Here is a 26,238-nt window from a genome sequence, read left to right on the forward strand (position 1 = left end):
GCCCCATGCATCCGCCGAGCCTTGCTTGCGATTACTGCTTGAGATCGATGTCACCGAACCAGAACGAGGTGTCGGGTTCGACATACACACCGCTCAGGTTCTTCGATTTCACGTACACATTGTTCTGGGTCACCAGGAAGGCCCAGGGGGCGTCATTCCAGATGGTTTCCTGAACTTTGTTGTAGATCTCGGTCTTTTTCGCACGATCCGTCGTGGCGAGGGCTTCTTGAATGCCATCGTCCACAGACTTGTTGGAGTAGTACGACACGTTGTTCAGCACGGGCGGGAACGCACCGGTGCTCAGCAAGGGACGCAGGCCCCAGTCGGCTTCGCCGGTCGAGGACGACCAGCCCGCGTAGTAGAGGCGAACCTTGGCGTCTTCGGGTTTTTGCACTTGCTGTACGCGTTGCACGCGTTGGCCCGACTCCAATACCTCTACCGAAGTCTTGATGCCGACCTGAGCAAGCTGTTGCTGCAGGAACTGGACCACCTTGACCGACGTGCCGTCGTTATACGCCGACCACAACTGCGTCTCGAAGCCCTTTTCGTAGCCTGCTTCCTTCAGCAGTTGACGTGCCTTGGCGGGATCGTAGGGCCACGGACCGGTCTTGTGGGCGTAGTCCACACCTGTGGGCACAACGCCATCGACGATGGTGGCATAACCATTGAACGCCACTTTTGCCAACGCTTGTTTGTTGATGGCGTAGTTGATGGCTTGGCGAACCTTGGGATCATTGAACGGCTTGACCTGCGTGTTCATCGACAGGTAGCGCGCCATGATCGAGTTCTGGTGATCGACCACGTCCAGCTTTTCGTTCTTGGCCAGGATGGCGGCTTGCTCGAACGGCACGGGGAACGCGAAGTGGGCTTCGCCCGTCTGCACCACGGCAGCACGCGTGTTGTTGTCGGTCACGGTGCGGAAAGTGATCGAATCAACTTTCGGCTTGCCCTGGTTCCAATAGCCGTCGAATTTCTTGACCTTCAGGTATTCGGCGGGTTTCCACTCGACGAATTCGAACGGGCCGGTGCCCACGGGATGAAAGCCGATTTCCTTGCCGTATTTTTTCAACGCGGCAGGCGAAATCATCATGGCAGCCGGGTGAGCCAATGCGTTCAAGAAAGCCGAGAACGGCTTCTTCAACGTGATCTTGACCGTCAAAGGATCCACCACATCGATGTGATCGATCACGCTGAACTGGATGTAGCGCGACAGGCGGTTGTCCGGATTGGCAGGACGGTCAAAGTTGATCTTGACGGCCTCGGCGTTGAAATCGGTACCGTCCTGGAATTTCACACCGGGACGCAGCTTGAACGTATAGACCAGGCCGTCTTCGCTGACAGTGTAGTCAGTGGCCAGGACTTTCTGGATCTTCAGGTCTTTGTCGAACTCAAACAGACCCTCGTAATAGGCCTTGCCGACAGCCTGGTTCAGGGTGCTGTTCGTGTTGTACGGATCGAGCGTTTCCAGCGCGATCGATACCGCGAAGGTAACGTCCTTGCTGGCATGAGCCAGCGGCGAAGCGAGCACGCCAAAGGCCAGCGCGGCGGCGGCCATCAGCTTAGTGGGGCGCAGTACTTTCATCATTGCAGCTCCTGAAATCAAAAAGGAGAGACGGTTTAGTGAACAAAACAGACCGGCGGCATGCCGCCGCCGGCAACATCAATACGCGCCACCCACTGCATGACGCGCAACAAAATGCCCCGGGCCGACCTGCACCAGCGACTCGACGACGGGCTCGTCGCCGACCTTGCGGATCGGGCTCGGGATTTCATCGGACAACAAGGTGCGTTTGAGATGGCGGCGCGCCGGATCGGCGATCGGCACGGCCGACATCAGCTTCTTGGTGTAGGGATGTTGGGGGTTCTCGAAAATGGCGCGGCGCGGACCGATCTCGACGATCTGTCCCAGGTACATCACCGCGACACGATGGCTGATGCGTTCGACCACGGCCATATCGTGCGAAATAAACAGGAACGACACGCCCAGGTCGCGCTGCAAATCGATCAGCAGGTTGACGATTTGCGCCTGGATGGACACGTCCAAGGCCGACACGGATTCGTCGGCGATCACGACCTTGGGGTTCAATGCCAGCGCCCGTGCGATACACACGCGTTGACGTTGGCCGCCGGAGAATTCATGCGGATAGCGTTGAGCCACCTCGGCGGGCAAACCGACACGCTCAAGCAACTCGGCCACACGCGCTTCGGCCTCGCGGCCCGAGGCCACGCCGTGCACCAACAGCGGCTCCATGATGGAAAAGCCGACCGTCACACGCGGGTCCAGCGAGGCGAACGGATCCTGGAATACGAACTGAATATCGCGGCGCAATGCCTGCAGTTCGGTATTTTTCAGTTTGACGATATCGCGGCCACCAAACAGAATCTCGCCACTCTGGCTCTGGACCAGGCGCAACAGCGAACGGCCCGTCGTAGATTTCCCGCAACCGGACTCGCCCACCAGCGACAGCGTCTCGCCGGGGTACAGATCAAAACTCACTTTCTCAACGGCATGTACACGACGTTGCACGCGGCTGAATATGCCACCGCGCAGATCGAAACGCGTCACGAGATCGCGCACGCTGAGGACGGGGTCTTGCTTTGCGCGCGGCACTTCCTGCGTGCTGGCGTCGCCGTCCTTTGCCACAGGTTTTGCCTGGCCATCGACTTGCAACAGCGGAAAACGCGCCGGCAGATCCGTGCCTTGCATCGCACCCAATCGCGGTACCGCAGAGAGCAAGGCCTTGGTGTATTGGTGCTGAGGCGCCGCAAACACCTGATCGGCCGAACCTTCTTCGACTTTGTCGCCGCGGAACATGACCAACACGCGATCGGCTACCTCGGCCACGACACCCATGTCGTGTGTGATGAAGACCACGCCCATCTGCATCTCGTCTTGCAACTGACGGATGAGTTGCAGGATCTGGGCCTGGATGGTCACGTCCAGCGCCGTGGTCGGCTCGTCCGCAATCAACAATGCAGGCTTGCAGGCCAACGCCATCGCGATCATCACGCGCTGACGCATGCCGCCGGACAGTTGATGCGGGTGACGGTCGAGTACCGATTTGGCTTCGGGGATACGGACCTGTTCCAGCATGCGCAAGGCTTCGGCACGAGCCGCAGCAGCGTCCATGCCCTGGTGCAGACGGATCGTTTCCGCGATCTGATCGCCCGCCGTGAACACCGGATTCAACGACGTCATCGGCTCTTGGAAAATCATCGCCATGTCGGCGCCGCGCACACTGCGCATCATGCGCTGCGAGGCGCCGGCCAGATTCACGATCTCGTTATTGCGACGGCGCAGCGCCATGCGGCCCTGAGCGATGCGCCCACCGCCATGCTCGACCAGGCGCATCAACGACAGCGACGTCACGGATTTACCCGAGCCCGACTCGCCGACGATAGCCAAGGTCTCGCCACGATCGACATGGAACGACAGATTGCGCACCGCCTCCACCGTTCGTTCAGAGGTCACAAAACGCACCGTCAGGTCATCGACCTGGACCACGCGGTTTTCCGGCATCGCCAGCGTCTGAGCGCGATCAACCATATTGAATTCCGTTCCTAACTAAATGCTTGATGACGCCAGTGTCATCGATAAATGGCGACGACAGCGTCTTCGCCCACTCGGCCGTAGCCTCGATACATACCTTCGGTATTGAACGGCAGGGTCACATTGCCCTGCCCGTCCACGGCAATCAAACCGCCCTTGCCCTCGATGGTGGGCAATTTTTCATGCACCACGCGACTGGCCGCTGCCTCGAGCGAAGCGCCCTGATATTCCATCAACGCCGACACGTCATAGGCCGCGACCATGCGGATGAACATCTCGCCCGTGCCGGTCGTGGACACTGCGCAGGTGCGGTTATTCGCGTAGCAGCCTGCTCCAATCATCGGTGCATCGCCTACGCGGCCAACCTGCTTGTTGGTGATACCGCCGGTCGACGTTGCGGCAGCGACATTGCCCTGCGCATCGACGGCGACGGCGCCCACCGTACCGAATTTCTTGTCGGCATCCAGCGGGTCTGCCGGGGCCGGCTGGCCACGCGCCACCAGCGCCTGACCATCGTGATCCAACACGGCAGCCTCGGGGTTCTCGCGCTGCACGCGCAACAATTGTTCGCGACGCGCTTCGGTCGAGAAATACGACGGATCGACGATTTCCAGGCCTTCGCTGCGAGCGAAATCGACGGCGCCGTCACCGACAAAAAATACGTGCTTGCTGTTTTCCATGACCTTGCGTGCGGCCAACACAGGGTTGCGCACACAATTGACATTGGCGATCGCGCCGGAGCGCAACGTCGCGCCATCCATGATCGAGGCGTCCAGCTCGTGCGTACCGGTACTGGTGAACACCGCGCCGTGGCCCGCATTGAACAAGGGACAGTCCTCGAGCAAACGCACTGCCTCAGTCACGGCATCCAACGCGCTGCCGCCCTGTGCCAACACAGCCTGGCCAGCCTGAACGATGCTGCGCAACGCCTGCAGATACTCTTGCTCTTTCTCGGGCGACATAGCGGCCCGCGACATGGCCCCTGCCCCGCCGTGAATGGCGATCACCGGCTGAATCATCTTTTTCCTGCTCCTGCACCATGAAATAGCCACGGCATGACGGACTGCGTCACGCCTGCAGCGGCCTGAATTGAATTCTTGGAACGATGGGCTACCGCGGCGGACAGACCCTCTATCAGCCCCAATGCAGCCGTCTCCGAATTGGACGACAACTGGCGCGCGGTATGGGCGTATAACGCCACGGTTGCCAACGGCGCCAACGGCGAGGTTGCCTTGTCCGTCAACACCAGCACCGGCACACCGGCCTGCTGCGCCGCCTGGCTCAGGGTCACGGTATCGGCCAGATAACGCGGAAAGCCAATCGCGATGACCAGGTCACGCGATGTCATACGAACCATCTGGCGGGCGGCATGCGACACGCCGCCAGGACCGGCCAGCGACTCACAGGCATGCAAATGCATATACAGGCCGCGTTGCAGAAGCCCCGCCAAAAAGCCGCTGGACCCAAAACCAATAATGAACACGCGCTCGGCAGCCAACACCATATCCACCGCGCGCTCACAGGCCTGCGGATCCAATTCCTGCAGGGTGCGCTGCGCATTGCGAATGTCTTCTTCCAGCGCGGAGGCCATGACTTGCGCCGCCGTGGCGGAATGAGCCAGCTCAACGCGCATTTTCTCTACCGGCTCGAGAGCGGACTCGAACCCGCGCGCCAACTCAGCGCGGAATTGCGGATAGCCCGGTAAATCCAGAGCGCGGGCGAAACGGTTGGCCGAAGCCACCGACACCCCGGCCGCTGCCGCAAACTCGTCGATCGTCATGGTCGCCACACGAAACTGATGCGCGAGCACGTATTCCGCCATCTGATGCTGGATGCGGCTGAACGAGGGCTGCGCACGGGCTATCCGCGCGGCAACAGACAAAGGCGCCTGAGTCATGAATCGGGAGGTGCTACGTAGGGAATACGGCGACGAGCCGGCGTGTGTAAATTAATTTACATTGTAATTGTATTCAAGAAAATTAATTTTCATACCGAGGGATTACCCCAAATACGGCCGCATCAGGTGCTCGAACCACTCCAGAAACACAGCCAGCCGCCGGGAGCGCTGGCGGCGATGGGGATAAAGCAAGGCCACGGGCATGGCTGCGGCGCGATAGCCGGGCAGAACCTCGCACAACGCGCCCGTGTCCAGCAAGTGCTGCACGTCGAAACGGGGAATTTGTATCAATCCCATCCCTGCCAGGCAGCAGGCGATGTAGCTCTCGGCATTGTTTACGATCACCCGGCTGGGCAATACCAGCGCATGCTCCTCCCCGTCCGGGCCGACATACTCCCATGGCATTTCGCGCCCCGTGGTCGCGGACGCATAGCCTACCGCCCAATGGCCAGCAGCCAGATCATCCGGATGGGCAGGCTCACCCTGCTCTCGCAGATACGCGGGGCTGGCGCAATTAATCAATGCGATGCGCCCCAAAGGCCGCACCACGAGGCTGCTATCGTGCAGCGTGCCGATACGTACGGCACAATCGACCCCTTCCTGAATCAAGTCAATTACACGGTCCGAAGACCCCAGCGCCAATTGCAAGCGAGGGTGGCGGCGCAACAAGGTGGGTAGCGCCGGGGCTATCAACCGCCTGGCGATGCGGCTCGGCACGTCGATATTCAGGCGGCCCGACACCTGACGTTCGCTGAGCTCGAACAACTGATCGATGCTTTCGATTTCACTCAGCAAGGGCCGCACGCGTTCGAGCAACTGCTCGCCGTCGGCCGTCAACCGCACATGCCGCGTCGTCCGGTGCAGCAGGCGGGCCCCCATTCGCGTCTCCAGCTGTTGAACGGCCGCAGAGACGGAGGCTCTCGGTAAATCAAGCGCGTGGGCCGCCTTGATAAAGCTGCCCATTTCCGCGACCTGGACAAACACACGATATTGATCGAATTTATCCACGTAGCTCGCCTATGGGCGTTAGAAAATCCCCCCACGCCGCGCCTTCGGCTTGCTGCCCCCCGAGGGGGCTTTTTACCTTGGTACGACCCAGCGGTAAAAAATCAAGGAGGTCAGCCAGTGAAGCCGCCCGCATCGAGAAAAGCCTGTTCCTGCGCTGTCGTACTGCGCCCCAGCAGAGGATTGCGATGAGGAAAACGGCCAAAGCGTTCAATGATGTCGGCATGTCCCAACGCATGTGTTAACCACGGCTGTCCCAAGCGCTGATTCCGCTCGACCCCGCGACGTTGATCCTGGATATTTTCGGAATGGGAAAATGGCAGATAAAAGAAAACGCGTAGCGCCTTTTCTACCTGGTCATCCAGACCATTGTCGACGGCCTGGTGCGCGATCATTCTGGCTCGCGCGTCGGTCTCGTACATGCGAGCCGTCCCCCTGAAGGCATTGCGCGGGAACTGATCCAGCAATATCAGCAGCGCCAATGCCCCCTCGGCCGTCTGTGCCCAGCCATCAAGCTCGCCACGTGCGGCCGCCTCATGCAGAGACAGAAAGCGCCCGCGGAACTCATCGTCAAACGCCGCTGATTTGTTGAACCAGCGATCAGCACCGGCGTCGCGCCAAAATCGCACTACCGCCACCGCCTCGTCAGGCAGATCGTGCGCATCGGCCCGTCCTGTATTTAACGTCGTAACCACCACCATACCCCCCAGGCCATTGCAACAGGAATACCAAAGAGCGCCACGTGAATGGGCAATTCTTCGGCCAAGGTGTATCCGTGTGACAAGCCTGTGCGCAAATTCCAGGCCGACACACCAAACCAGCCCGCGGTAAACACGCCCGCAGCCCAGGTCCGATATGGTACGGGGACCCAACGCAGCAGCGCTGCCGCCACGACCAGCCCCACCACGATAAAAATCACCGTACGCATAGTGTCCTCACTTGGTGGTATAGCCACCGTTGATCAAGATCGTCTGCCCTGTGATCCACCAGCCGTCACTGACCAAATGACGGATAAAGGGTACGACATCCTCGATATCCGTCAAGCCCGTTTTCGACAACGGCGACAGCGCGGCGGCTGTCTTGTGGTAAGCCACGGCATCAGCGCCTTCGGCAGGATAAAAGAATGGCGTGTCCATCGGGCCCGGCCCGACGGCCGTGACAGAGATGCCTCGGGCACCGAATTCCTTTGCCGCGGCTCGCGTAAAGTGTTCAACCGGCGCCTTGGTACCGGCATACGCAGCATAGAACGGCGTGAACGCACCCAAGAGCGACGTCACCAGCGTCACGACCTTGCCATTGTCGTTGACGTGTTTTCCCGCTTCTTTCAAAAAGAAGAAGGCGGACTTGGCATTCACCGCCGTCATGTCGTCGTATTCGGCCTCAGTGATCTCGGTGAATGGCTTTTTCAGAACCTTGCCCACCGTATTGATCGCGATATCGGGCTTGCCCACCGCAGCGATCGCATCGGCAAAGAGCTTTTCGACAGCACCGGCCGTTGTCAAATCTGCCTGGATCGCGACCGCCTTGGCCCCCGCGGCCTGAATTGCGGCCACCGTGGCGTCGGCATCGGCTTTGCTCGCTGCGCTGTTGTAGTGAATGGCCACGGCCTTGGCGCCCTGTTCAGCCAGATCACGCGCGATCAAGCCGCCCAGGTTCTTTGCGCCGCCCGCGATCAACGCGACTTTACCTTTGATGGAATGGTCTGCCATGGAAAAACTCCTGATCGGATGGAAAGGAGTTTCAGCATATACACGAAGGCAACGTCGATAAATCCGTCGCAGCTGGATGGATTATCCAGAAAAACTGCCCAATCGAACATACTGGGACAAACAATCAAACGCCAACAGACCTTGAGAAATAGTAGCGAAACACTGCGGCCATTGCACCAGCTCAGGCACGTACTGCGGCCCTCAAACCCGAACACGCCAATGCTGCTGTGAGCTACCTTGTCGGACCGACCGCTGCCTGCACCGCCCGCACGGTCAAAACAATCCCACAATCTGACTCAAAGTGACTGACCACCGGAAACTTCGATGCGCTGACCATTGATCCAGCGGTTGTCTGGGCCCAACAGGCTGGCGATCATCGGACCGATGTCGTCGGGTACACCTACTCGCCCAAGAGCAGTCATGTCGGCAAACGCCTTGTTGTAATCGGGAATGTCACGCACCGCGCCACCAAGAAAGTCAGTTTCGATCGCACCGGGGGCTACCGCATTCACGGTGATGCCACGGCTGCCTAGCTCTTTGGCCATGTAGATGGTCAATGTTTCGACGGCGCCCTTGGCGGCTGAGTAGGCCGAGAAGCCAGGAAAGGACGCACGGGTCAGGCCCGAGGAAAAATTGACGATGCGCCCACCATCTGCCAGTACCGGCAACAGCGCCTGGGTCAGAAAGAAAACGCCTTTAACGTGCACGTTGAATAGTGCGTCGAACTGCGCTTCAGTGGTAGCGGCAAAGTCTGCCATTTCGCCGTGACCAGCGTTGTTGATCAGATGGTCAAGCGTGTCGCGCTGCCAGTTCTGGCGTAGTGTGGTGCGCACTGCGTTCACGAAAGTAGAGAAACTGGCAATCTCGGCAGCATCCAGTTGCAGGGCCACGGCCTTGCGACCCAACGCCTGGATTTCCGCGACGACCGCCTCGGCAGCATCCTTGCCACTACGGTAGGTGACGATCACGTCGCCGCCGTGACGGGCGATGCTGAGGGCCGTATTACGGCCAAGGCCACGGCTGGCGCCAGTGACAAGAGAAATAGTGCTCATGACGAAGGAACTCCGCATAGATTGAAGGAGTCGTCATGGTAGGTTGGCAGTATCCCTATGGGTTGCGCAATCCTGTGAAATTTTTGCCTAAAAATTTAATACTCATCACGAAGTATTGAATTAGCGCAGAGATGTATAGTGAAATACATCAACATAGAATTGCCTGATTATTTTTGTCGCGTAGGTGATAGCCCCCTGCTTTTCCAATTGAACATGACGCCTCCTAAAACCCTGCTTGAGCATGTTCGACGATATGCGGATCTGCACGTTGATAATGCCTATGGCGTCGCGGCCACGCCCGTGTCCGGCATCGTGATTTTGCGCGAAACAGCGCCGGGCCCACTGCAATACGCTATTTCAAAGCCGCTGGTGGCAATGGTGCTCCAAGGGAGCAAACGGGTCAGCATGGGCGAGCACAGCCTGGATTTCGGGGCGGGGGAATCATTGCTCATCAGCAACCATGTGCCCACCGTCAGCCAGATTATTCAGGCCAGTCAAGCAGTGCCGTATTACTCGCTGGTGATGGAGTTGGATACCACAGTGATTGCTGATCTGATCAGCGAGATTGGTGCCATGCCATTAGCGGTACAAGAACCACTGCGGGTGGCACCGACCGAGGTCGAATTCGCCGACACAGTCTTGCGACTACTGCGACTGCTAGACCAACCGCACCATTTGGCTGTGCTGGAACGTTCCTTGGTACGTGAGCTGCATTTTTGGCTACTCTCAGGACGCCATGGCGGCGCCATGCGTGCGCTGGGCGTCGCTGACAGTCACGCCCAACGAATTGCACGTGCCGTGGCGATCCTGCGCGAAAAGTATGCCCAGCCGATACGGATCGAAACGTTAGCCCATGCGGCAAGTATGAGCATATCGGCATTTCACACTCACTTTCGTAGCATCACCTCGCTCACCCCTTTGCAGTTCCAAAAGCAACTGCGCCTGATTGAAGCCCGTCGCCGAATGCTGCACGAAGGCGTATCGATAACACATGCCTCAGATGCGGTCGGCTATGAAAGCGTTCCGCAATTTACACGCGAGTACGCCCGTCTGTTCGGCCAACCGCCCGCACGCAGTATTCGACAGGCTCGTGCCGAGGCTGAATCAGCCATAGCATCTGCAGCCAAGACGATGTAGGGGGTTCACTACGTGCACGCAGCATCTCTACCTGCGACTGCGCTACGGGCGTGGCCTTCGCACAGCTGAGGGTCGCAAGGCATCAGCGGAACCGCAGCAGTTGGTCCAGAGGAATACGTTTATAGGCCAGCAGCGGATGCCGGGTCAGGTTTCAGAAAGCACCGGCATATGATGAGCTGGAGTCATGGTGAAATAAAAAACCCCGCCGAGGCAGGGTTTTTTGCCGTCACCAATAACTAGGTTTACACGCCGGAGACGTCCAGTTTGGCCTGGGTCTTGCTCTGGATTTCATCCACCGTCACGCCAGGAGCCAGCTCCAGCAGTTTCAAACCGTTGTCCGTGACTTCCATCACGCCCAGATCGGTGATGATCAGGTTGACCACGCCGACGCCGGTCAACGGCAAATTGCACTCAGGCAACAGCTTGATGTCCTCGGTGCCGTCTTTTTTCTTGGCCACGTGCTCCATCAGGACCACAACCTTGCCGACGCCAGCAACCAGATCCATGGCGCCGCCCATGCCCTTGACCATTTTGCCGGGGATCATCCAGTTGGCCAGATCGCCCTTTTCCGAGACCTGCATCGCGCCCAGAATCGCCAGGTTGATCTTGCCGCCGCGGATCATCGCAAAGGAATCAGCCGAGGAAAAAATCGACGAGCCGGGCAAGGTCGTGACCGTTTGCTTGCCAGCATTGATCAGATCAGGATCGACCTGATCGTCAGTCGGAAATGGGCCGATGCCCAACAGACCGTTCTCGGATTGCAGCCATACCTCGATGCCCGCGGGCACGTGGTTGGCGACCAGGGTAGGCAGACCAATGCCCAGGTTCACATAAAAGCCGTCTTGCAGCTCGCGCGCGGCGCGTGCCGCCATTTCATCGCGGGACCATGCCATGTCGTCTTCTCCTTAGGCCGGGCGAGTGGTGCGTTGTTCGATGCGCTTTTCCGGATTCGCATTTACCACGATGCGATGCACGTAAATGCCCGGAAGATGGATCTGATCGGGGTCGAGCGATCCGGTGTCGACGATTTTCTCGACTTCGACCACGGTGATCTTGCCCGCCATCGCCACGTTGGGATTGAAATTGCGCGCGGTCTTGCGGAACACCAGGTTGCCGCTGCGGTCGGCGATGTGCGCCTTGACCAGCGACACATCGGGCACCAAGGAACGCTCCATGACGTATTGCTGGCCGTCAAACTCGCGCAACTCTTTGCCATCGGCCACGATCGTGCCCACGCCCGTGCGAGTGAAAAACGCCGGAATACCGGCACCGCCGGCACGCAGTTTTTCTGCCAGCGTGCCCTGCGGCGTGAATTCCAGCTCGAGTTCGCCTGCCAGGTACTGGCGTTCGAATTCCTTGTTTTCGCCCACATATGAGGCGATCATTTTGCGCACCTGGCGGGTGTTGAGCAACTGGCCCAAACCAAACCCATCCACCCCGGCGTTGTTGCTGATGCAGGTCAGGTTTTTCACACCCGAATCACGCAGCGCAGCGATCAACGCCTCGGGAATGCCGCACAGGCCGAAACCGCCCACGGCAATCATCTGGTCGTCTTTGACGACACCTGCCAGCGCCTCGGCGGCGCTTGCATACACTTTGTCCATCTCTCCAACTCCTAATGACATTCCAAATTGGATAGGCGCGGCTGCAAGGGGTGGCACGCCCGGTCGAATATTGACTGCTTTTGATGTTTGCGTTGATTGTAGCGGCTTGGCGACGTGAATCGTCCTAGGCTTGCGCCGCGGGCACGCACGCTGCAGCCAATGCCCGCAGCACCTGATCCGGCAACGGCGCAGAGCGATTGGTGCCATAGTCGATCCAGACCATCACCGTGCGCCCCTGCGCATAGGGTCCTGTGTCGTCGTCGGACTTACCCAGGATCAAGTCTGTTTCCAGGCTGGAGCGGCCGATGCGGGTAACTTTGTGCGTGACACGCACATCGCAGGGGTACGTGAAAGATCGGACAAAATCACAGGATGCGTGCGCCAGGATAAAGCCTTGATCGGATGGCAGCACCATGGCGCTGCCATAGAGCATCTGCATACGCGCCTCTTCCATCATACGAAAGTAGACGGTGTTGTTCATATGATTGAGCGGGTCGGCATCGCCCCAACGCATGGGCAAATCGACATGATGGCAATCGCCCACCTGAAGGGTGCGCGAGCCGTAAAGCTCCTGACTCACGGAGAACTCCTAAAAACGCCCCCACGCCGCGCCTACGGCTTGCTGCCCCCCGAGGGGGCGTTTTTGCCTTGGGGCGGCCCGGCGGCAAAAATTCCTGCACCGCAGCATTGCAATACAATCAATGATAATACTTCCTTGCAACATCAGAAGGCACCATTAGAGGGGATTGGAGTAATGTCCGAACGCGAGTCGATGGAATATGACGTGGTCATTGTGGGTGGCGGGCCGGCTGGCTTGGCTGCTGCGCTACGTCTAAAGCAGCTGGCCACCCAGAAAAATCACGAACTGAGCGTGTGCGTATTGGAGAAAGGCGCCGAGCTCGGTGCTCACATCCTCTCTGGCGCGGTGATGGACCCGCAGGCACTGACGGAGTTGATTCCAGACTGGAAAGACAAGGGCGCACCGCTGAATGTGCCCGTCACCGAGGACCGGTTCCTGTTCCTGAGCCAGACGGGCGCGCGCAGCACGCCTAATTGGCTCTTGCCAGCCTGTTTTCAGAATCACGGCAATTACATCGTCCGTTTGGGCGACGTCGTGAAATGGATGGGCGAGCAGGCGGAAGCCGCCGGCGTCGATATTTTCCCCGGCTTTGCCGCTGCTGAAGTCCTGTACGACGAAAACGGCGCGGTGCGTGGCGTGGCCACGGGCGACATGGGCGTGGCGCGCGACGGTTCGCACACCGAACACTACCAGCCCGGCATGGAGCTCCTGGCGCGCTACACCATCTTTGCCGAAGGCGCGCGAGGCCAGTTGGGACGCCAGTTGATCGAGCGCTACAAGCTCGACGAGGGCCGCGACCCGCAGGCTTACGGGATCGGGTTGAAAGAAATGTGGGAAATCGACCCCGCGCAATCGCGGCCCGGCCTCGTCGTGCACACGGCTGGCTGGCCGCTGGACGCCGACACCTACGGCGGCTCGTTCCTCTATCACCTCGATAACAACCTGGTCGCGGTCGGCATGGTCGTGGGCCTGGACTACGCCAACCCCTGGCTCTCGCCTTTTGACGAGTTCCAACGCTACAAGACACATCCCGCCATTCGTCCGACGTTCGAAGGCGGCAAACGCATCGCATACGGCGCACGGGCCATTACGGCGGGTGGGTTGCTGTCCTTGCCCAAACTCACGTTCCCGGGCGGCGTGCTGGTCGGCTGCGAAGCGGGCTTCTTGAACGCATCGCGCATCAAGGGAAGCCACGCCGCGATCAAGACCGGCATGCTGGCAGCCGACGCCACCTTTGACGCCGTCGTCGCCGACCGCAAACAGGACGAACTCTCGGCCTACCCGGCTGCGTTCGAGTCGTCGTGGCTGCACACCGAATTGAACAAGGCGCGCAATTTCAAACAATGGTTCAAAAAGGGCCGCACGATCGCCACCATCATGACGGGCATCGAGCAATTCGTCCTCAAGGGCAATATTCCCTGGACCATCCACCGCACCAAACCCGACCATGCCTGCCTGCAGCCTGCCTCGGAATGTGCGCGCATCGACTATCCGAAGCCGGACGGCAAGCTGACGTTCGACAAACTCAGCTCGGTTTTCATCTCGAACACCAATCACGATGAAAACGAACCCGTCCACCTGACGCTGAAAGACCCGACCATTCCGGTGTCGGTCAACCTGGCCAAATACGGCGGTCCGGAATCCCGCTACTGTCCGGCCGGGGTGTACGAATTCGTCAAAGACGACCATGGCGACGATCGTCTGCAGATCAATGCGCAAAACTGCGTGCATTGCAAGACCTGCGACATCAAAGATCCGACGCAGAACATCGTCTGGGTGGCGCCCCAGGGCGGCGAAGGCCCCGTCTATAGCGGGATGTAATCCATGACAGAGCGCGTGTTGCTGGCAGGCTGCGGAGATCTGGGCTTGCGCGTAGCACAGCACTTGTCGGCACGCGGCGCCGAAGTCTGGGCGCTGCGCCGCCGGCCGCCGCGCGATGATGGGCGCGAGCCCGCCATACGCTGGCTGCAAGGGGATTTGACGCGTCCGGAAACACTCGCCACATTACCGGCGGGCATCACGCATGTCGCCTATCTGCCCGCACCGGATTCGCGCGATCCCGATGTCTATCGCGCGGTGTTTCAAGAGGGGCTGCCCGCACTGTTGACTGCGCTGGATCACACGGCCTTGCAACGGGTCTTGTTCGTATCATCGACTGCCGTGTATGGAGAACACCATGGCGAGTGGATCGACGAGTCGACACCTACTGATCCAGCAGGCTTTAATGGCCGCATTTTGCTTGACACGGAACGCTGGCTGGCCGCGCAGTCCGTATCCTCCATCAGCCTGCGTCTGGCTGGGCTGTATGGCCCTGGCCGTCTGCAGTTGATCGAACGGCTCCGCGCCGGATCCGCGCGCGCTCCCCGGCACCCGCCGCATTGGGCCAATCGAATTCACATCGACGATGCGGCGGCGGCGGCGGTGCATCTGCTGGCATTGCCACATCCGGATGCGCTCTATCTGGGCGGCGACGATACGCCTTTGCCACTGCACACGCTTTACGAATATCTGGCAGCGCTGATCCACGCACAGCCCCCTGGCGAAGGCCCCGCGCCCGCCAATGTAGGCAGTAAAAAACTCAGCAATGCACGGCTGCGAGCCAGCGGCTGGACACCAGCGTGGCCTGATTCGCGCGCTGGCTACGCCGCACTATTGCGCTAGTTGCGGTGCGCGGCATTTTCTGCGACACGCACACACCTATCGCGTCAACCGAAATACGCCCGAACAGCGTCGACCACTTTGCGGATGTCGTCTTGCGACACATCCAAGTGCGTCACCATACGCGTCGGGCCACGATAGACCGCACGGAGGATGATGTCCTGTGCCTGCAAGGCTTGGGACAGCTTTTCAGTATGCTCAGGCGCGAATTCGGCAAACACCATGTTGGTGTTCTGGGCCAGCACCTGCACACCGTCAATGCCACGCAGCCCCTCTGCCAGCAACGCGGCATTCTCGTGGTCTTGTGCCAGACGCTCGACATGATGGTCCAGGGCATGCAAACACGCCGCCGCCAGAAAACCTGATTGCCGCATGCCGCCGCCCAACACTTTGCGCCAACGGCGTGCCTCGTCAATCAGGGCTTTGCTGCCAACCAGCACAGACCCCACTGGCGCGCCCAGCCCCTTGGAAAAGCAGATTGAGACGCTATCGAAAGGCGCACACACCTCATGTGCCGTACGGCCTGACGCGACCGCCGCATTGAACACACGAGCGCCATCCAGGTGCAAGCCCAGCCCATGCTCTCGCGCAAACTGGGCGGCCTGATCGATATAGGCCGCTGGAATCACTTTGCCTTGAAAGGTGTTTTCCAGCGCCAACAGACGCGTACGCGCGTAGTGCGGGTCACCTTTGGGTTTGACGGCTGCTGCCAACTTTTCCAACGGCAGGCTGCCATCGTCGGCGTGTTCGACCGGCTGCGGCTGGATACTGCCCAGCACCGCCGCCCCACCGCCCTCGTATTTATAGGTGTGCGCCAACTGGCCCACCAAATATTCGTCGCCTCGCCCGCAATGCGCCATCAGCGCCGCCAGATTGCTTTGCGTGCCGGATGGGAAAAACAATCCCGCTTCTTTACCTACGCGCTCGGCCAGCGTTTGCTGCAGCCGCTGAACGGTAGGATCCGCCCCCATCACATCATCGCCCACAGGTGCATTGGCCATCGCCTGCAACATGGCGGCAGTCGGCCGAGTGACGGTATCGCTACGCAGATCAATCATCAAAAGCTCCCGATATACCCCAGCATCATCGACACCGGGAAAAAAGAGGCGCGGCCATCAGGCCGCCGATCGTTTACTTGGTTTTACTACGAGGCGCTCGGCTCACTACGACCAATCCCACCATGACCAGCGCCATTCCCATTATTTCCACAGTCGCCGGCTGCTCGCCCNGCAGCNGCCACGCCAGCAGTGTTGCCATGATGGGCACACCCAAACTGGACAACCCCGCGATCGATGCAGGCACACGGCGCACCACTGACAACCACAGCAGCCATCCCGCCGCCGTGGCAATCAGGCCGGAATAAAGCAGCCCCAAAGTGACCTCCCATCCCCACACCACGGGCGCATGGGGCACCCAGATCGCGGCAGGTACCGTCAACAATCCGCCCAGCAACATCTGCCAGGTGGTGAAGGTCATCAAATCCGGCGCGTGCAGATCGAACATGCGTTTGGACAGCACCGTTCCCAATCCCCAGCTCAGGCCTCCGGCGAGCGCGAGAACAGCCGAAGCCCAATCCCCCATCCCGCTCCACGGTTGCAGAAAACAGACCAAGCCCGCCGCGGCCACAGCGATTGCAACGCCATGACGCGCCGTCGGCCGCTCCTTCAGAATAAGCCAGGCAAACGGGATTACCCAGAACGGCATGGTGTACGCCAATACCGAAACCTTGCCTACACCGCCGCTGAGCAAGGCCAGTTGAACCAGTGTCTGAAACCCAGCCGTTTGCGTCAAACCCGTGAGCAAGGTCAATTTCCAAGGCGTCATCGCCAGCGGCCGCCGCAACACGATCAGCAATGCGAACAACACTGCTGCGCCAATCAAATATCGTGCGGCCACGACTTGAAATGGCCCCATGTACGCGACCAGCAGCTTCATCGATATCCAACTTCCTGCCCACACCACAATCGTGGTGAACATCAAAATCAGGCCGGTCCTATCGAAATTGCTGCTACTCACTGAAAAACTCGTCAAAGAAAAGAAAAAGCGCTCGATCCGACATCAGTCGGATCGAGCGCACTCGATGATACTCCTGTCGCCGACCGACCCGCTCCGCCCCTGTTCGGGAATCGGAACGGTAGATCATGCTGACGTCATCGATATGACATCGCTGGTGATCATGACCGGCACATCGCGTTCGTCAGCCGGGGATTCCCCTGACGGATCGAATAGAACAGCACCTGGTTCAGAGCCGGCGTCACACCGATTTCGCCAGTTGATCCAGAATGGCGGGGTTCTCCAATGTGGACACGTCCTGCGTGATTTCCTCGCCCTTGGCGACGACACGCAACAAACGGCGCATGATCTTGCCCGAGCGGGTCTTGGGCAGGTTGTCGCCGAAACGGATGTCTTTCGGTTTGGCGATGGGGCCGATTTCCTTGCCGACCCAGTCGCGCAATTGCTTGGCAATCGCTTGTGCCTGATCACCCTCGGGGCGAGCCCCCTTGAGCACCACAAAGGCCACCACGGCCTCGCCGGTCGTGTCGTCGGGACGGCCCACGACAGCGGCCTCGGCCACCAACTCATGCGCGACCAGGGCGGACTCGACCTCCATCGTTCCCAAACGATGGCCGGACACGTTGAGCACGTCATCGATACGGCCCATGATCCAGAAATAGCCATCGGCATCGCGCTGTGCGCCATCACCGGCCAGATAGCAGCCGTTGAGTTCCGGCGGGAAATAGCTTTTCTTGAAGCGCTCCGGGTCGCCCCAGATCGTGCGGATCATCGACGGCCACGGGCGTTTGATCGCCAGGAACCCGCCATTGCCCGGCTCGACGTCCTTGCCCGTTTCGTCCACGATCGCCGCCGCAATCCCCGGCAAAGGCAAGGTGCACGAGCCCGGCTTGGTCGGCGTGGCGCCCGGCAAGGGATTGATCATGTGGCCGCCAGTCTCGGTCTGCCACCAGGTGTCCACGATGGGGCAACGTTCCTGGCCCACGTTCTTGTGGTACCACATCCAGGCCTCGGGATTGATGGGCTCGCCGACTGTTCCGATGATGCGCAGGCTGTTCAAATCGTAGTTGCCCGGATGCGTGGACGGCGTGGCCTCGGAGGCCTTGATCAGCGAACGGATGGCCGTCGGCGCCGTGTAGAACGTCGTGACCTTGTGCCGTGCAATCATGTCCCAGAAACGGCCCGCATCCGGATAGGTAGGCACGCCCTCGAAGACGATTTGCGTCAGGCCTGCGGCCAACGGCCCATAGGTAATGTAGGTGTGGCCCGTGACCCAGCCCACATCGGCGGTGCACCAATAGACGTCGTCTTTACGCGCGTCGAAAGTCCATTTGACCGTCAGCAAGGCCCACAACAGATAACCGGCCGACGAGTGCTGCACGCCCTTGGGTTTGCCAGTAGAACCGGAGGTATACAGGATGAAGAGCGGGTGCTCGGCGTTGACCGGCACGGGCTCGCAGGTATCGGACTGGCCGGATTCGACATCATGCATCCACAGGTCGCGCCCTTCGGTCCAGGGAATGTTGCCACCGGTGCGGCGATAGACGACGATCTTGGTCACGGCATCGCAGCCGCCCATGGCAATGGCATCATCGACGGCAGGCTTGAGCGGGATAGTCTTGCCGCCGCGCACTTGTTCGTCGGCGGTGATCACGACCGATGCGCCCACATCGCCGATGCGTTCTTGCAGGCTCTTGGCGGAGAAACCACCGAACACGACGGAATGGGTGACGCCCAGGCGTGCGCAGGCCTGCATGGCGACGACGGCCTCGATCGACATGGGCATGTAGATGATGGCGCGGTCGCCTGTTTTGTATCCCAGGGATTTCAGGCCATTGGCAAAACGGCTGACTCGCGCCAGCAATTCGCGATAGGTGACTTTGGCGACTTTGCCGTCGTCGGCCTCGAAAATGATGGCGGTTTTGTCAGCGTTGCCATTGGTCAGATGCACGTCGAGGCAGTTGGCGGACACGTTGAGTTCGCCGTCGCCGAACCAGCGGTAAAACGGTGCGTTGGACTCGTCCAGGACCTCGGTAAAAGGTTTGGTCCAGGTCAGATGCTCGCGCGCATGGCGGGTCCAGAAACCGTCGAAATCCTGTTCGACCTCCTGGCACAGGGCGCGATAGGCATCGAGGCTGTCGATGCGGGCGCCTTTTGTTGCCCGCTCAGGCGGCGGGAATACGCGCGTTTCGACCAGGACGGACTCGATAGTGTTGGACATGGTTCTGTCTCCGAATGCGTGGTGTTTTAGGTATGGCAATGCTGGCTATACCTAACCGTATCGCCGTGCTCTTACGGGCACCTTACGATGGTGCAGATCGCTTGGGGCTTTCGGGCCTGCGCGAGGCGTGGGTCACGGCTGTTGGTGTAAGGATAACAGTCTGGGAAGGGGTGTTTTATGGCGGTGCAGCATGGGACGAGGATGCGTGGGTTGGACTCAGGGGCGGTTTGGGCATTGCATGACTGCGGCCTGTAGAGTTCTTTTGGCGCCAGCGGCCGNCGTGTAAAAGCCCCGCCGGNCCTATCGCGGCGACTCGGCCCGTGAGCAGGGGCCTCGGCCTCGCTGCGCGAGGCTGAATCGCCGCTCTACGGGCCGACGGAGCTTTTACTCGGCGGCCGCTGGCTCGCGATTTCTGTTGTTCGCGGATACTTGGTCGTGACGATCTACGCGGGCTCTTGGGCGCGGCGTGCCAGGCCGCGGCGTACGTCGACGCGGGTCAGTAGCAACAGGCCGCCGACAAAGAAGATGCCCGTGACCAGGATGGCCAGGCGATGATTGCCCATCGTCAACCAGGTGACCAGGCCATAGGTCAATGGCCCGACGACGGCGGCCAGTTGTACGGCGAAGGTCCAGAGGGCGAAGAATTCGGCCAGGCGTTTGCCGGGCGCGAGCGCACCCACCATCGCGCGGCCGGCGCTCTGGCTTGTGCCCATGCACAGGCCTGCCAGGATGGCAGCGACCCAGAATACCGCCACGGTCACGGCAGCATAGGCCACCAACACCATGATGATCCAGCCAACGAGGGTGATGGCCAAGGCTCGTTTATGGCCAATACGGTCTTGTACGTAGCCAAAACTGAATGCGCCAACGGCCGCACCGATGTTGACGGTGAACACCAGCAGCATGATCTGCGGCATGGTAAAGCCCATGACCTGATCTGCATACACGGCAGCCAGGGTGACGACGACGGCAATGCCGGCCTGATAGCAGGCGCCACACATCAGCAATCGACGAAATTCGGGATAGTGGGTGCCGGTATCGCGCCACACGGCAGCCAGTTGGCTCAGCATCCCCGACGCATTGAGCGCCATGCCTTGCGGCCTGGCCCGCTCGCGCAACAGGAAAAACGAGGGCAAGGCAGCCAGGGCAAAGACGGCAGCAGTGATGACGATGACCCACGGCACATACTCGGACGCAGTCAATCCGCGCGATTCGCCTACGGTGACTGCAGCCAGAGACAAGCCCAGCGTAAGCATGCCGCCGCAATAGCCAAAGCTCCAGCCCCAGCCCGATACGCGGCCCAGCGCATCGGGTCGCGCCAGCTCGGGCAAGAAGGCCGCCACGACCGACTCGCCGATGCAATAGCAGTAGTTGGACACGGCCAGCGCAGCGAGTGCCAGCCACACATCGCCCGGCCCGGCCTGTGTCAGCACCAGTGTGGCGACGACGCAGCCTATGGTGCTGGTATAGAGCAATCGCCGCTTGGCGGCCCGTGCATCGGCACGTGCGCCCAGCCGCGGCATGGTCAACATGATCAACAGATATGACAGCGACAACGCGGCCGTCCACGCCAGCGTGGCCCAATGGGCGCGCTGGCCCACCACGCTGACGAAATACGTACTGAACACCGTGGTCAATATCACGGTGGTATAGCCCGAATTGGCGAAGTCATACATCGCCCAGGCCCAGACCTCGCGCCGAGCCACGCCAGGATTCAGCGCGCTCGAGACGTTGCCCGGCGTGCTCTCGGTTGCGCCAGCCGGTGGCGGCAAAGGCTGTGTCACAGCCCTAGCGCGGCGATGCCTGCACGAGCAATTTCGACGTCTTCGGAGGATTTCACCCCGGACACGCCTACCGCCCCCACGACTTCGCCGTCGACGATCACGGGCACACCGCCCTCCAACAGGCCTTCGAGCTGCGGAACCGACAGAAAGGCATAACGGCCATTGTTGATGATGTCCTCGTAGCCGGCGGACTCACGGCGGCCCAATGCGGCGGTTTTGCCCTTGGCCGGCGAGATGTAGCTGGAAATCGGTGCGGCCCCGTCCAGACGCAGCAGACCCAATGTATGCCCACCGTCGTCCACCACAGAGATGGTCACGGCCCAGCCGTTCTTGACGGCGTGTGCTTCGGCGGCCGCCAGGATTTTCTTGACGTCTTCGGCGGTCAATACGGGTTTGCTTTTCATTGCAACGAATCCTTTATTTGTTCAAGTGAGGTAGGGTCTTCGATCGTAGTGAGATCCCCCGGGTCCCTGCCCTCGCACACGGCGACGATCGCGCGGCGCAGGACTTTGCCTGAGCGCGTTTTCGGCAAGGCGGACACGAACCGAATACGGGCTGGGCGCGCCACCGCGCCCAACTGATCCTCCACTACGCGCATGATATCGCCTTCCAGCGCGCGCGCATCGTCGGGCCGTTCCGCCGCCGCGGGATTTTTCAGCACGGCAAAGGCCATCGCCACCTGGCCTTTCAAGGAATCGGCCACGCCTACGACTGCGCATTCGGCAATCCCCGCGTGGCTGTTGACGGACTCTTCGATTTCGCGCGTCCCCAGGCGATGACCCGCCACGTTGATCACATCGTCGGTACGGCCCAGGATGAACCAATAGCCGTCCTCATCGACCCTCCCCCAATCGAAGGTCGAATACAACTGCCGGCCAGGAATCGACGTGAAATAGGTCTGTACGAACCGTTCGTCGTCGCCCCAGATCGTCGACATCGCGCCGGGCGGCAGAGGCGGCGCTATCGCGACCACGCCCTTTTCGCCAGGCCCGAGATCCTCGCCGGTGTGCTCGCTGACAATGCGGGCATCAAAGCCGTACACGGGGAATGAAGGGCTGCCAAAACGCGTCGGTACCCGCTCGACCCCAGGCTGGGCCGAGAGAATCGGCCACCCCGATTCCGTCTGCCAATAATTGTCGATGATAGGCTTGCCCAGCCCTTGCGAAATCCATTGTGCCGTGGGTTCATCAAGCGGCTCGCCGGCCAGATAGACTGCACGCAGCGATGACAGATCATGCCGCGAGAGCAGCTCCGGCGCCTGGCGTTTGAGCACGCGCACGGCGGTCGGTGCCGAAAACAAGGTATTGACGCCAAAGCGTTCGACCAGCTTCCACAATATTGCCCCATCGGGGCGTACCGGTGTGCCTTCGTACAGGATCGTCGCCTGTCCACCGATCAAGGGACCATAGACAATATAAGAATGGCCGACGACCCAGCCTATGTCACTGGTGCAAAAATAGGTGTCGCCCGGCTTGCCGTCGAACAGATACTCCATGGACGACGCCAGCGCCACGGCATAACCGCCCACATCGCGTTGCACGCCTTTAGGCTTGCCGGTCGTGCCGGAGGTGTACAGGATATAGCTGGGTTCGGAAGACTCCAGCCACTGCACAGGTACCTGACTGCCGTCGTGACGCTGGCGCAGCTCGGCATAGTCCAGGTCCCGACCCGGTTGGCGATCGCACGGCGCCAGGCCGCGATCCAGCACGATCACAGCGCCCGGCGGACGCGTGCAGAGGCTGAGCGCCTTGTCGAGCAAGGGCTTGTACGGCACGACCTTGCCTGCACGCGAGCCGGCATCGGTCGAGACGATGACCTTGGGTGTCGCATCATCGATGCGCTGCGCCAGATTCACCGAAGCGAATCCGCCAAACACCACCGAATGCACCGCCCCCAGACGCGCACAGGCGAGCATCGTAAACACGGCCTCGGGCACCATCGGCATATAAAGCAGCACGCGGTCGCCGCGGCCCACACCCTGCTCGCGCAGCATGGCAGCCACGGCATTGACCTCGTCATACAGTTGCCGGCGCGTGTACGTGATCTCTTGATCGACTTCGGTAGATACCCAGATCAATGCAGGCTGGTCGGCCTGCTGCGGCACCCAGCGGTCAACGGCGTTGTAGCAAAGATTGGTCTGCCCCCCGACAAACCAGCGGGCAAAAGGCGGACGGGAAAAATCCAGCACTTGTTCGAAGGGCGTTTCCCAATGGATACGCTCAGCCTCGGCGCGCCAAAAAGCATCGCGGTCGTCAATCGAACGGCGGTGAAAATCGCGGGTTCTTTGCATACCTGTCTCCGGTGATATGCGGACGCTGTGGTCTCGTTTGCGCTATTGTCGCGGGCAAAGCTTGCATCAGACTTGCCGCTGAACCTGGGGTATTCCCGTAGTTATCGAGCTGGTTTTGCGCAGATGGGGCGAAAATAAAAAATAAATAAGCGATTGGTGTAAGCATTTACCCAATTTGCAACCAAGCATTTGCTAGAATCCCCGCATCCCACATTTTTACGGCGTCCCTCTGCGGGGCAGCCTCCACCGGCACTCATGACGCGCGCGCACCATACGCAAAGCGACCGCTTTACTTATCGTATTCCGGGTTTACTGATTGCCGCCCTCTGCGTGGTACTGGCGGGCTGCGCAGGCACCAATCGCCATAGTGCCGACGCAGGCGTCCTGGACGAACAGGACATCGAACTCGCCTCATTGTCCAGCGATCCCATCGGGGCACTGGCCACTACCACCGCCACTCGCCGTACGATCAGCGCCGAACGGCGGCAGGCCATTACCAATCCATTAATCGACGCAGCGCTCGATCAACTCGGCATACGCTATCGCTATGGTGGATCGTCGCCTGACACGGGCTTTGATTGCAGTGGCCTGGTGGCCTACAGTGCCGAACAAGGTTTGGGACTGAAACTACCTCGCAATGCATCGGCCATCGCATTGGTAGGCACGTCGATCGACAAGCCCGAGTTGCGTCCTGGTGATCTGGTGTTTTTCAATACTCTGGGACGGCGTTATTCGCACGTCGGAATCTATCTGGGCGACGATCGCTTCGTGCATTCGCCCAGTGCGGGCGGTGTGGTTCGTATCGAAAAAATCACCATGAAGTACTGGGCCAAACGCTATAACGGCGCCCGGCGTCTCGATGGCAATCTGTTGGCATCGGCCAGCAACACGCGGCGTTAAACGAAAACAGGCCCGATCAGCAACAGCTGACATCGGGCCCGAGCAGGCGCGCCATCAATGCAGGCCGCACAGGCCGCATTGCTGCAAAGCCTGCTGCATGCTGCATACCGAACGGCGGCATGCCACGACCCGGATACCACCGCGCTGGGCCGCATTCCGGAAGGTCTTCATCACGTTGTGGCCCAAAAAATCCGTCAGCAAAATGACCAGCTGAGTGCCCGAGGGCAATTGCAGGGTTTTTTTCTGATGAGACGGATCACGCCCACTGATGTGATGCGTGATCGATATGTTGTGCCCTTTCAGCAGGTCTGGAATATTGCCCAGCCTGTCGGCGCCTACTACCACTGCGCTAAGCGCTGATGTCATGATGTGTACTCCAGATCGTTGAGGAAGTGGAGTTAATGATAATGATTCCTATTTTTTAGTCAACACAAATGAGATCGGTTCTTATTTAATATATTTATCGGGTTTTGATCTGGCATAGCAAGGCTCTCAAACGCGATAAGAAGTCACATAAATCGGTAATAAGCTAAGCCGGAAATGACAGGAAATGCGATAAAAAAACCCGGCATGAAGCCGGGCCGGTATATCGGCAATAGCAGGAAATCCGCGATTATTCACGCCTGCCCTGCACTGCATCGGTGACGACCTGACGAGTCAGCGCAGGCGCCATCATTTCCAGGAACGTGTAGACGTAATCACGCAGGAACACGCCCGCCTTGACTCCCACGCGCGTGGTGTGTGTGCCAAACAGATGCCCTACCGGCAGGCCGACCAGATTGCCGTCGCGGCGGGGATCGTAGGCCACTCCGGCAATGATACCTATGCCCAGGCCGACGTCGACGTAGGTCTTGATCACGTCGGCATCGATGGCCTCGAGCACGATATCGGGATGGATGCTTTGGCTGGCGAACACTTCGTCGATCGTGCTGCGGCCGGTAAAGGCGCGATCGTAGGTCACGATGGGATATTCGGCCAATTGCGCCAGGGTCAGGTTCTTTGCAGCGCTGGAGGTCAGTTCGGCCAGGGGATGATCCGGCCGGACTACGACAGTGTGCTCCCAGGCGTAGACGGGCAAGGTCGCCAAGCCTGGGGTCAGCGCGAGCGATTCGGTCGCCAGTGCCAGGTCGGCTTGTTCGTGCAACACCATTTCGGCCAATTGGGCGGGGCTGCCCTCGGCCAAGGACAGGTGCACTTTGGGGAATTGCTTGCGAAAGTCCGGGATGACGCGCGGCAACAGATAGCGTGCCTGGGTATGAGTGCATGCAATGACCAGGCCGCCTTCGTCGCGGCGGGCAAACTCGTCGCTGACTTTTTTCAGGTTGTCGACTTCGCGCATGATGCGGTCGATCACCTGGGACACTGCCAAGCCCGGCTTGGTCAGGCCTTTGATGCGCTTGCCGTGGCGTTCGAAGATCTTGATGCCGAGTTCGTCTTCGAACTCGATGATGGCCTTTGATACCCCCGGCTGGGAGGTGTATAGCATCCGGGCGGCTTCGGTCAGGTTGAAGTCGCGGCGAATGGTCTCGCGGACGAAACGGAATTGTTGCAGGTTCATAATGGCCCCGGATAGATTGGGGCATTATAGGTTATATAGAAGGTTGTTTATATTACTTATATTTATAAACTTAGAGGGGGCTGTGTCCCTGAATTGGTGCATGGGTTGGGGGGNGCTAGAGGGAACGTACGGAGTTCTTGAGACGTTTGCCACAGTCGGGCAGGAGGGGCGGNCAGGCCNGGTCGGCTGACTCGTCCCCTGAACGGGGACTCGGCCTGCGTCCGTGAAGGATCGGCGGGCCGGGGGCCAAACTCGCTTCGCTCAAACATGGCCCCCGGAC

The 26,238-nt window shown here is 60.0% G+C and carries 23 protein-coding genes and 3 pseudogenes; 4 read left to right on the forward strand and 22 right to left on the reverse strand.

What is annotated here, in order from left to right; genetic code table 11:
- Positions 1-31: 31 nt before the first annotated feature.
- The 9 genes from gsiB to ACNA0I_RS24220 form a co-directional block, all read right to left on the reverse strand.
- Positions 32-1,585 (reverse strand): glutathione ABC transporter substrate-binding protein GsiB, encoded by a 1,554-nt coding sequence (gsiB, locus tag ACNA0I_RS24180; protein WP_415808572.1) that lies wholly within the window; start codon positions 1,583-1,585, stop codon positions 32-34.
- Between the two features lie 75 nt (positions 1,586-1,660).
- Positions 1,661-3,547, reverse strand: coding sequence for a dipeptide ABC transporter ATP-binding protein (locus ACNA0I_RS24185; protein WP_415808574.1), 1,887 nt, complete (start codon positions 3,545-3,547; stop codon positions 1,661-1,663).
- 41 nt (positions 3,548-3,588) lie between these two features.
- The gene (locus tag ACNA0I_RS24190) at positions 3,589-4,569 is read right to left on the reverse strand and encodes an isoaspartyl peptidase/L-asparaginase family protein (RefSeq protein WP_415808576.1); all 981 of its coding nucleotides are present in this window, start codon (positions 4,567-4,569) and stop codon (positions 3,589-3,591) included.
- Complete coding sequence (locus ACNA0I_RS24195) at positions 4,566-5,447, reverse strand: MurR/RpiR family transcriptional regulator (protein WP_415808577.1); 882 nt, start codon at positions 5,445-5,447, stop codon at positions 4,566-4,568. Before ACNA0I_RS24195 ends, ACNA0I_RS24190 begins: the two co-directional genes overlap by 4 nt.
- Before the next feature lie 102 nt (positions 5,448-5,549).
- Positions 5,550-6,455, reverse strand: coding sequence for a LysR family transcriptional regulator (locus tag ACNA0I_RS24200; RefSeq protein ID WP_415808578.1), 906 nt, complete (start codon positions 6,453-6,455; stop codon positions 5,550-5,552).
- Between the two features lie 110 nt (positions 6,456-6,565).
- Entirely contained in the window at positions 6,566-7,153 is a 588-nt protein-coding gene (locus ACNA0I_RS24205; protein ID WP_415808579.1) for a DUF924 family protein, read from the reverse strand.
- Complete coding sequence (locus ACNA0I_RS24210; protein ID WP_415808580.1) at positions 7,132-7,380, reverse strand: hypothetical protein; 249 nt, start codon at positions 7,378-7,380, stop codon at positions 7,132-7,134. The genes ACNA0I_RS24205 and ACNA0I_RS24210 overlap by 22 nt, the downstream gene beginning before the upstream one ends.
- 7 nt (positions 7,381-7,387) lie before the next feature.
- The gene (locus ACNA0I_RS24215; protein ID WP_415808581.1) at positions 7,388-8,161 is read right to left on the reverse strand and encodes an SDR family oxidoreductase; all 774 of its coding nucleotides are present in this window, start codon (positions 8,159-8,161) and stop codon (positions 7,388-7,390) included.
- A 296-nt stretch (positions 8,162-8,457) separates the two neighbouring features.
- Entirely contained in the window at positions 8,458-9,213 is a 756-nt protein-coding gene (locus ACNA0I_RS24220) for an SDR family NAD(P)-dependent oxidoreductase (RefSeq protein WP_415808582.1), read from the reverse strand.
- 138 nt (positions 9,214-9,351) lie between these two features.
- Here ACNA0I_RS24220 and ACNA0I_RS24225 point away from each other — a divergent pair, with 138 nt between their 5' ends.
- Positions 9,352-10,350: an AraC family transcriptional regulator gene (locus ACNA0I_RS24225; RefSeq protein ID WP_415808583.1), complete on the forward strand. Its 999-nt coding sequence runs from the start codon at positions 9,352-9,354 to the stop codon at positions 10,348-10,350.
- A 44-nt stretch (positions 10,351-10,394) separates the two neighbouring features.
- On the opposite strand, the pseudogene ACNA0I_RS24230 reads toward ACNA0I_RS24225, so the two are convergent.
- From ACNA0I_RS24230 to ACNA0I_RS24245, 4 genes and pseudogenes are all read right to left on the reverse strand, one after another.
- Positions 10,395-10,492, reverse strand: a pseudogene (locus ACNA0I_RS24230) (LysR family transcriptional regulator); the annotation flags it as partial.
- Between the two features lie 100 nt (positions 10,493-10,592).
- On the reverse strand, positions 10,593-11,243 hold the full coding sequence (locus ACNA0I_RS24235; RefSeq protein WP_094837561.1) for a CoA transferase subunit B: 651 nt from the start codon (positions 11,241-11,243) through the stop codon (positions 10,593-10,595).
- 12 nt (positions 11,244-11,255) lie between these two features.
- A complete protein-coding gene (locus ACNA0I_RS24240) occupies positions 11,256-11,954 on the reverse strand; it encodes a CoA transferase subunit A (protein WP_415808584.1) in 699 nt (232 codons plus the stop codon).
- Positions 11,955-12,078: 124 nt separating this feature from the next.
- The gene (locus ACNA0I_RS24245; protein ID WP_415808585.1) at positions 12,079-12,534 is read right to left on the reverse strand and encodes an acyl-CoA thioesterase; all 456 of its coding nucleotides are present in this window, start codon (positions 12,532-12,534) and stop codon (positions 12,079-12,081) included.
- 174 nt (positions 12,535-12,708) lie between these two features.
- On the opposite strand from ACNA0I_RS24245, the gene ACNA0I_RS24250 reads away from it, so the two are divergent.
- Entirely contained in the window at positions 12,709-14,355 is a 1,647-nt protein-coding gene (locus tag ACNA0I_RS24250) for an electron transfer flavoprotein-ubiquinone oxidoreductase (RefSeq protein ID WP_415808587.1), read from the forward strand.
- A gap of 3 nt (positions 14,356-14,358) precedes the next feature.
- The gene (locus ACNA0I_RS24255; RefSeq protein WP_415808588.1) at positions 14,359-15,195 is read left to right on the forward strand and encodes an NAD-dependent epimerase/dehydratase family protein; all 837 of its coding nucleotides are present in this window, start codon (positions 14,359-14,361) and stop codon (positions 15,193-15,195) included.
- Between the two features lie 44 nt (positions 15,196-15,239).
- Here the strand turns inward: ACNA0I_RS24255 and ltaE are convergent, their stop codons facing one another.
- From ltaE to ACNA0I_RS24290, 7 genes and pseudogenes are all read right to left on the reverse strand, one after another.
- A complete protein-coding gene (gene ltaE, locus ACNA0I_RS24260) occupies positions 15,240-16,250 on the reverse strand; it encodes a low-specificity L-threonine aldolase (RefSeq protein ID WP_415808589.1) in 1,011 nt (336 codons plus the stop codon).
- 73 nt (positions 16,251-16,323) lie between these two features.
- A pseudogene (locus tag ACNA0I_RS24265) lies at positions 16,324-16,420 on the reverse strand (EamA family transporter); the annotation flags it as partial.
- 7 nt (positions 16,421-16,427) lie between these two features.
- Positions 16,428-17,208, reverse strand: a pseudogene (locus ACNA0I_RS24270) (DMT family transporter); the annotation flags it as partial.
- Positions 17,209-17,446: 238 nt separating this feature from the next.
- Positions 17,447-19,426, reverse strand: a complete 1,980-nt coding sequence (acs, locus tag ACNA0I_RS24275) for an acetate--CoA ligase (protein WP_415808590.1) — start codon at positions 19,424-19,426, stop codon at positions 17,447-17,449.
- A gap of 443 nt (positions 19,427-19,869) precedes the next feature.
- On the reverse strand, positions 19,870-21,210 hold the full coding sequence (locus tag ACNA0I_RS24280; RefSeq protein WP_415808591.1) for an MFS transporter: 1,341 nt from the start codon (positions 21,208-21,210) through the stop codon (positions 19,870-19,872).
- Entirely contained in the window at positions 21,207-21,614 is a 408-nt protein-coding gene (locus tag ACNA0I_RS24285) for a heme-binding protein (protein ID WP_094820258.1), read from the reverse strand. The genes ACNA0I_RS24280 and ACNA0I_RS24285 overlap by 4 nt, the downstream gene beginning before the upstream one ends.
- Positions 21,611-23,500, reverse strand: coding sequence for a propionate--CoA ligase (locus tag ACNA0I_RS24290; protein WP_415808592.1), 1,890 nt, complete (start codon positions 23,498-23,500; stop codon positions 21,611-21,613). The genes ACNA0I_RS24285 and ACNA0I_RS24290 overlap by 4 nt, the downstream gene beginning before the upstream one ends.
- Positions 23,501-23,755: 255 nt before the next feature.
- Here ACNA0I_RS24290 and ACNA0I_RS24295 point away from each other — a divergent pair, with 255 nt between their 5' ends.
- The gene (locus ACNA0I_RS24295; protein WP_415808593.1) at positions 23,756-24,400 is read left to right on the forward strand and encodes a C40 family peptidase; all 645 of its coding nucleotides are present in this window, start codon (positions 23,756-23,758) and stop codon (positions 24,398-24,400) included.
- Positions 24,401-24,454: 54 nt separating this feature from the next.
- Here the strand turns inward: ACNA0I_RS24295 and ACNA0I_RS24300 are convergent, their stop codons facing one another.
- The gene (locus tag ACNA0I_RS24300; RefSeq protein ID WP_415808594.1) at positions 24,455-24,766 is read right to left on the reverse strand and encodes a DUF2325 domain-containing protein; all 312 of its coding nucleotides are present in this window, start codon (positions 24,764-24,766) and stop codon (positions 24,455-24,457) included.
- Between the two features lie 247 nt (positions 24,767-25,013).
- Positions 25,014-25,958 carry a CysB family HTH-type transcriptional regulator gene (locus ACNA0I_RS24305; protein WP_415808595.1) on the reverse strand — a complete coding sequence of 315 codons (945 nt, stop codon included), beginning with the start codon at positions 25,956-25,958 and terminating at the stop codon, positions 25,014-25,016.
- Positions 25,959-26,238 lie beyond the last annotated feature (280 nt).

It is taken from the genome of Bordetella muralis, assembly GCF_965139205.1.
Classification (GTDB): Bacteria; Pseudomonadota; Gammaproteobacteria; order Burkholderiales; family Burkholderiaceae_B; genus Bordetella_A; species Bordetella_A muralis.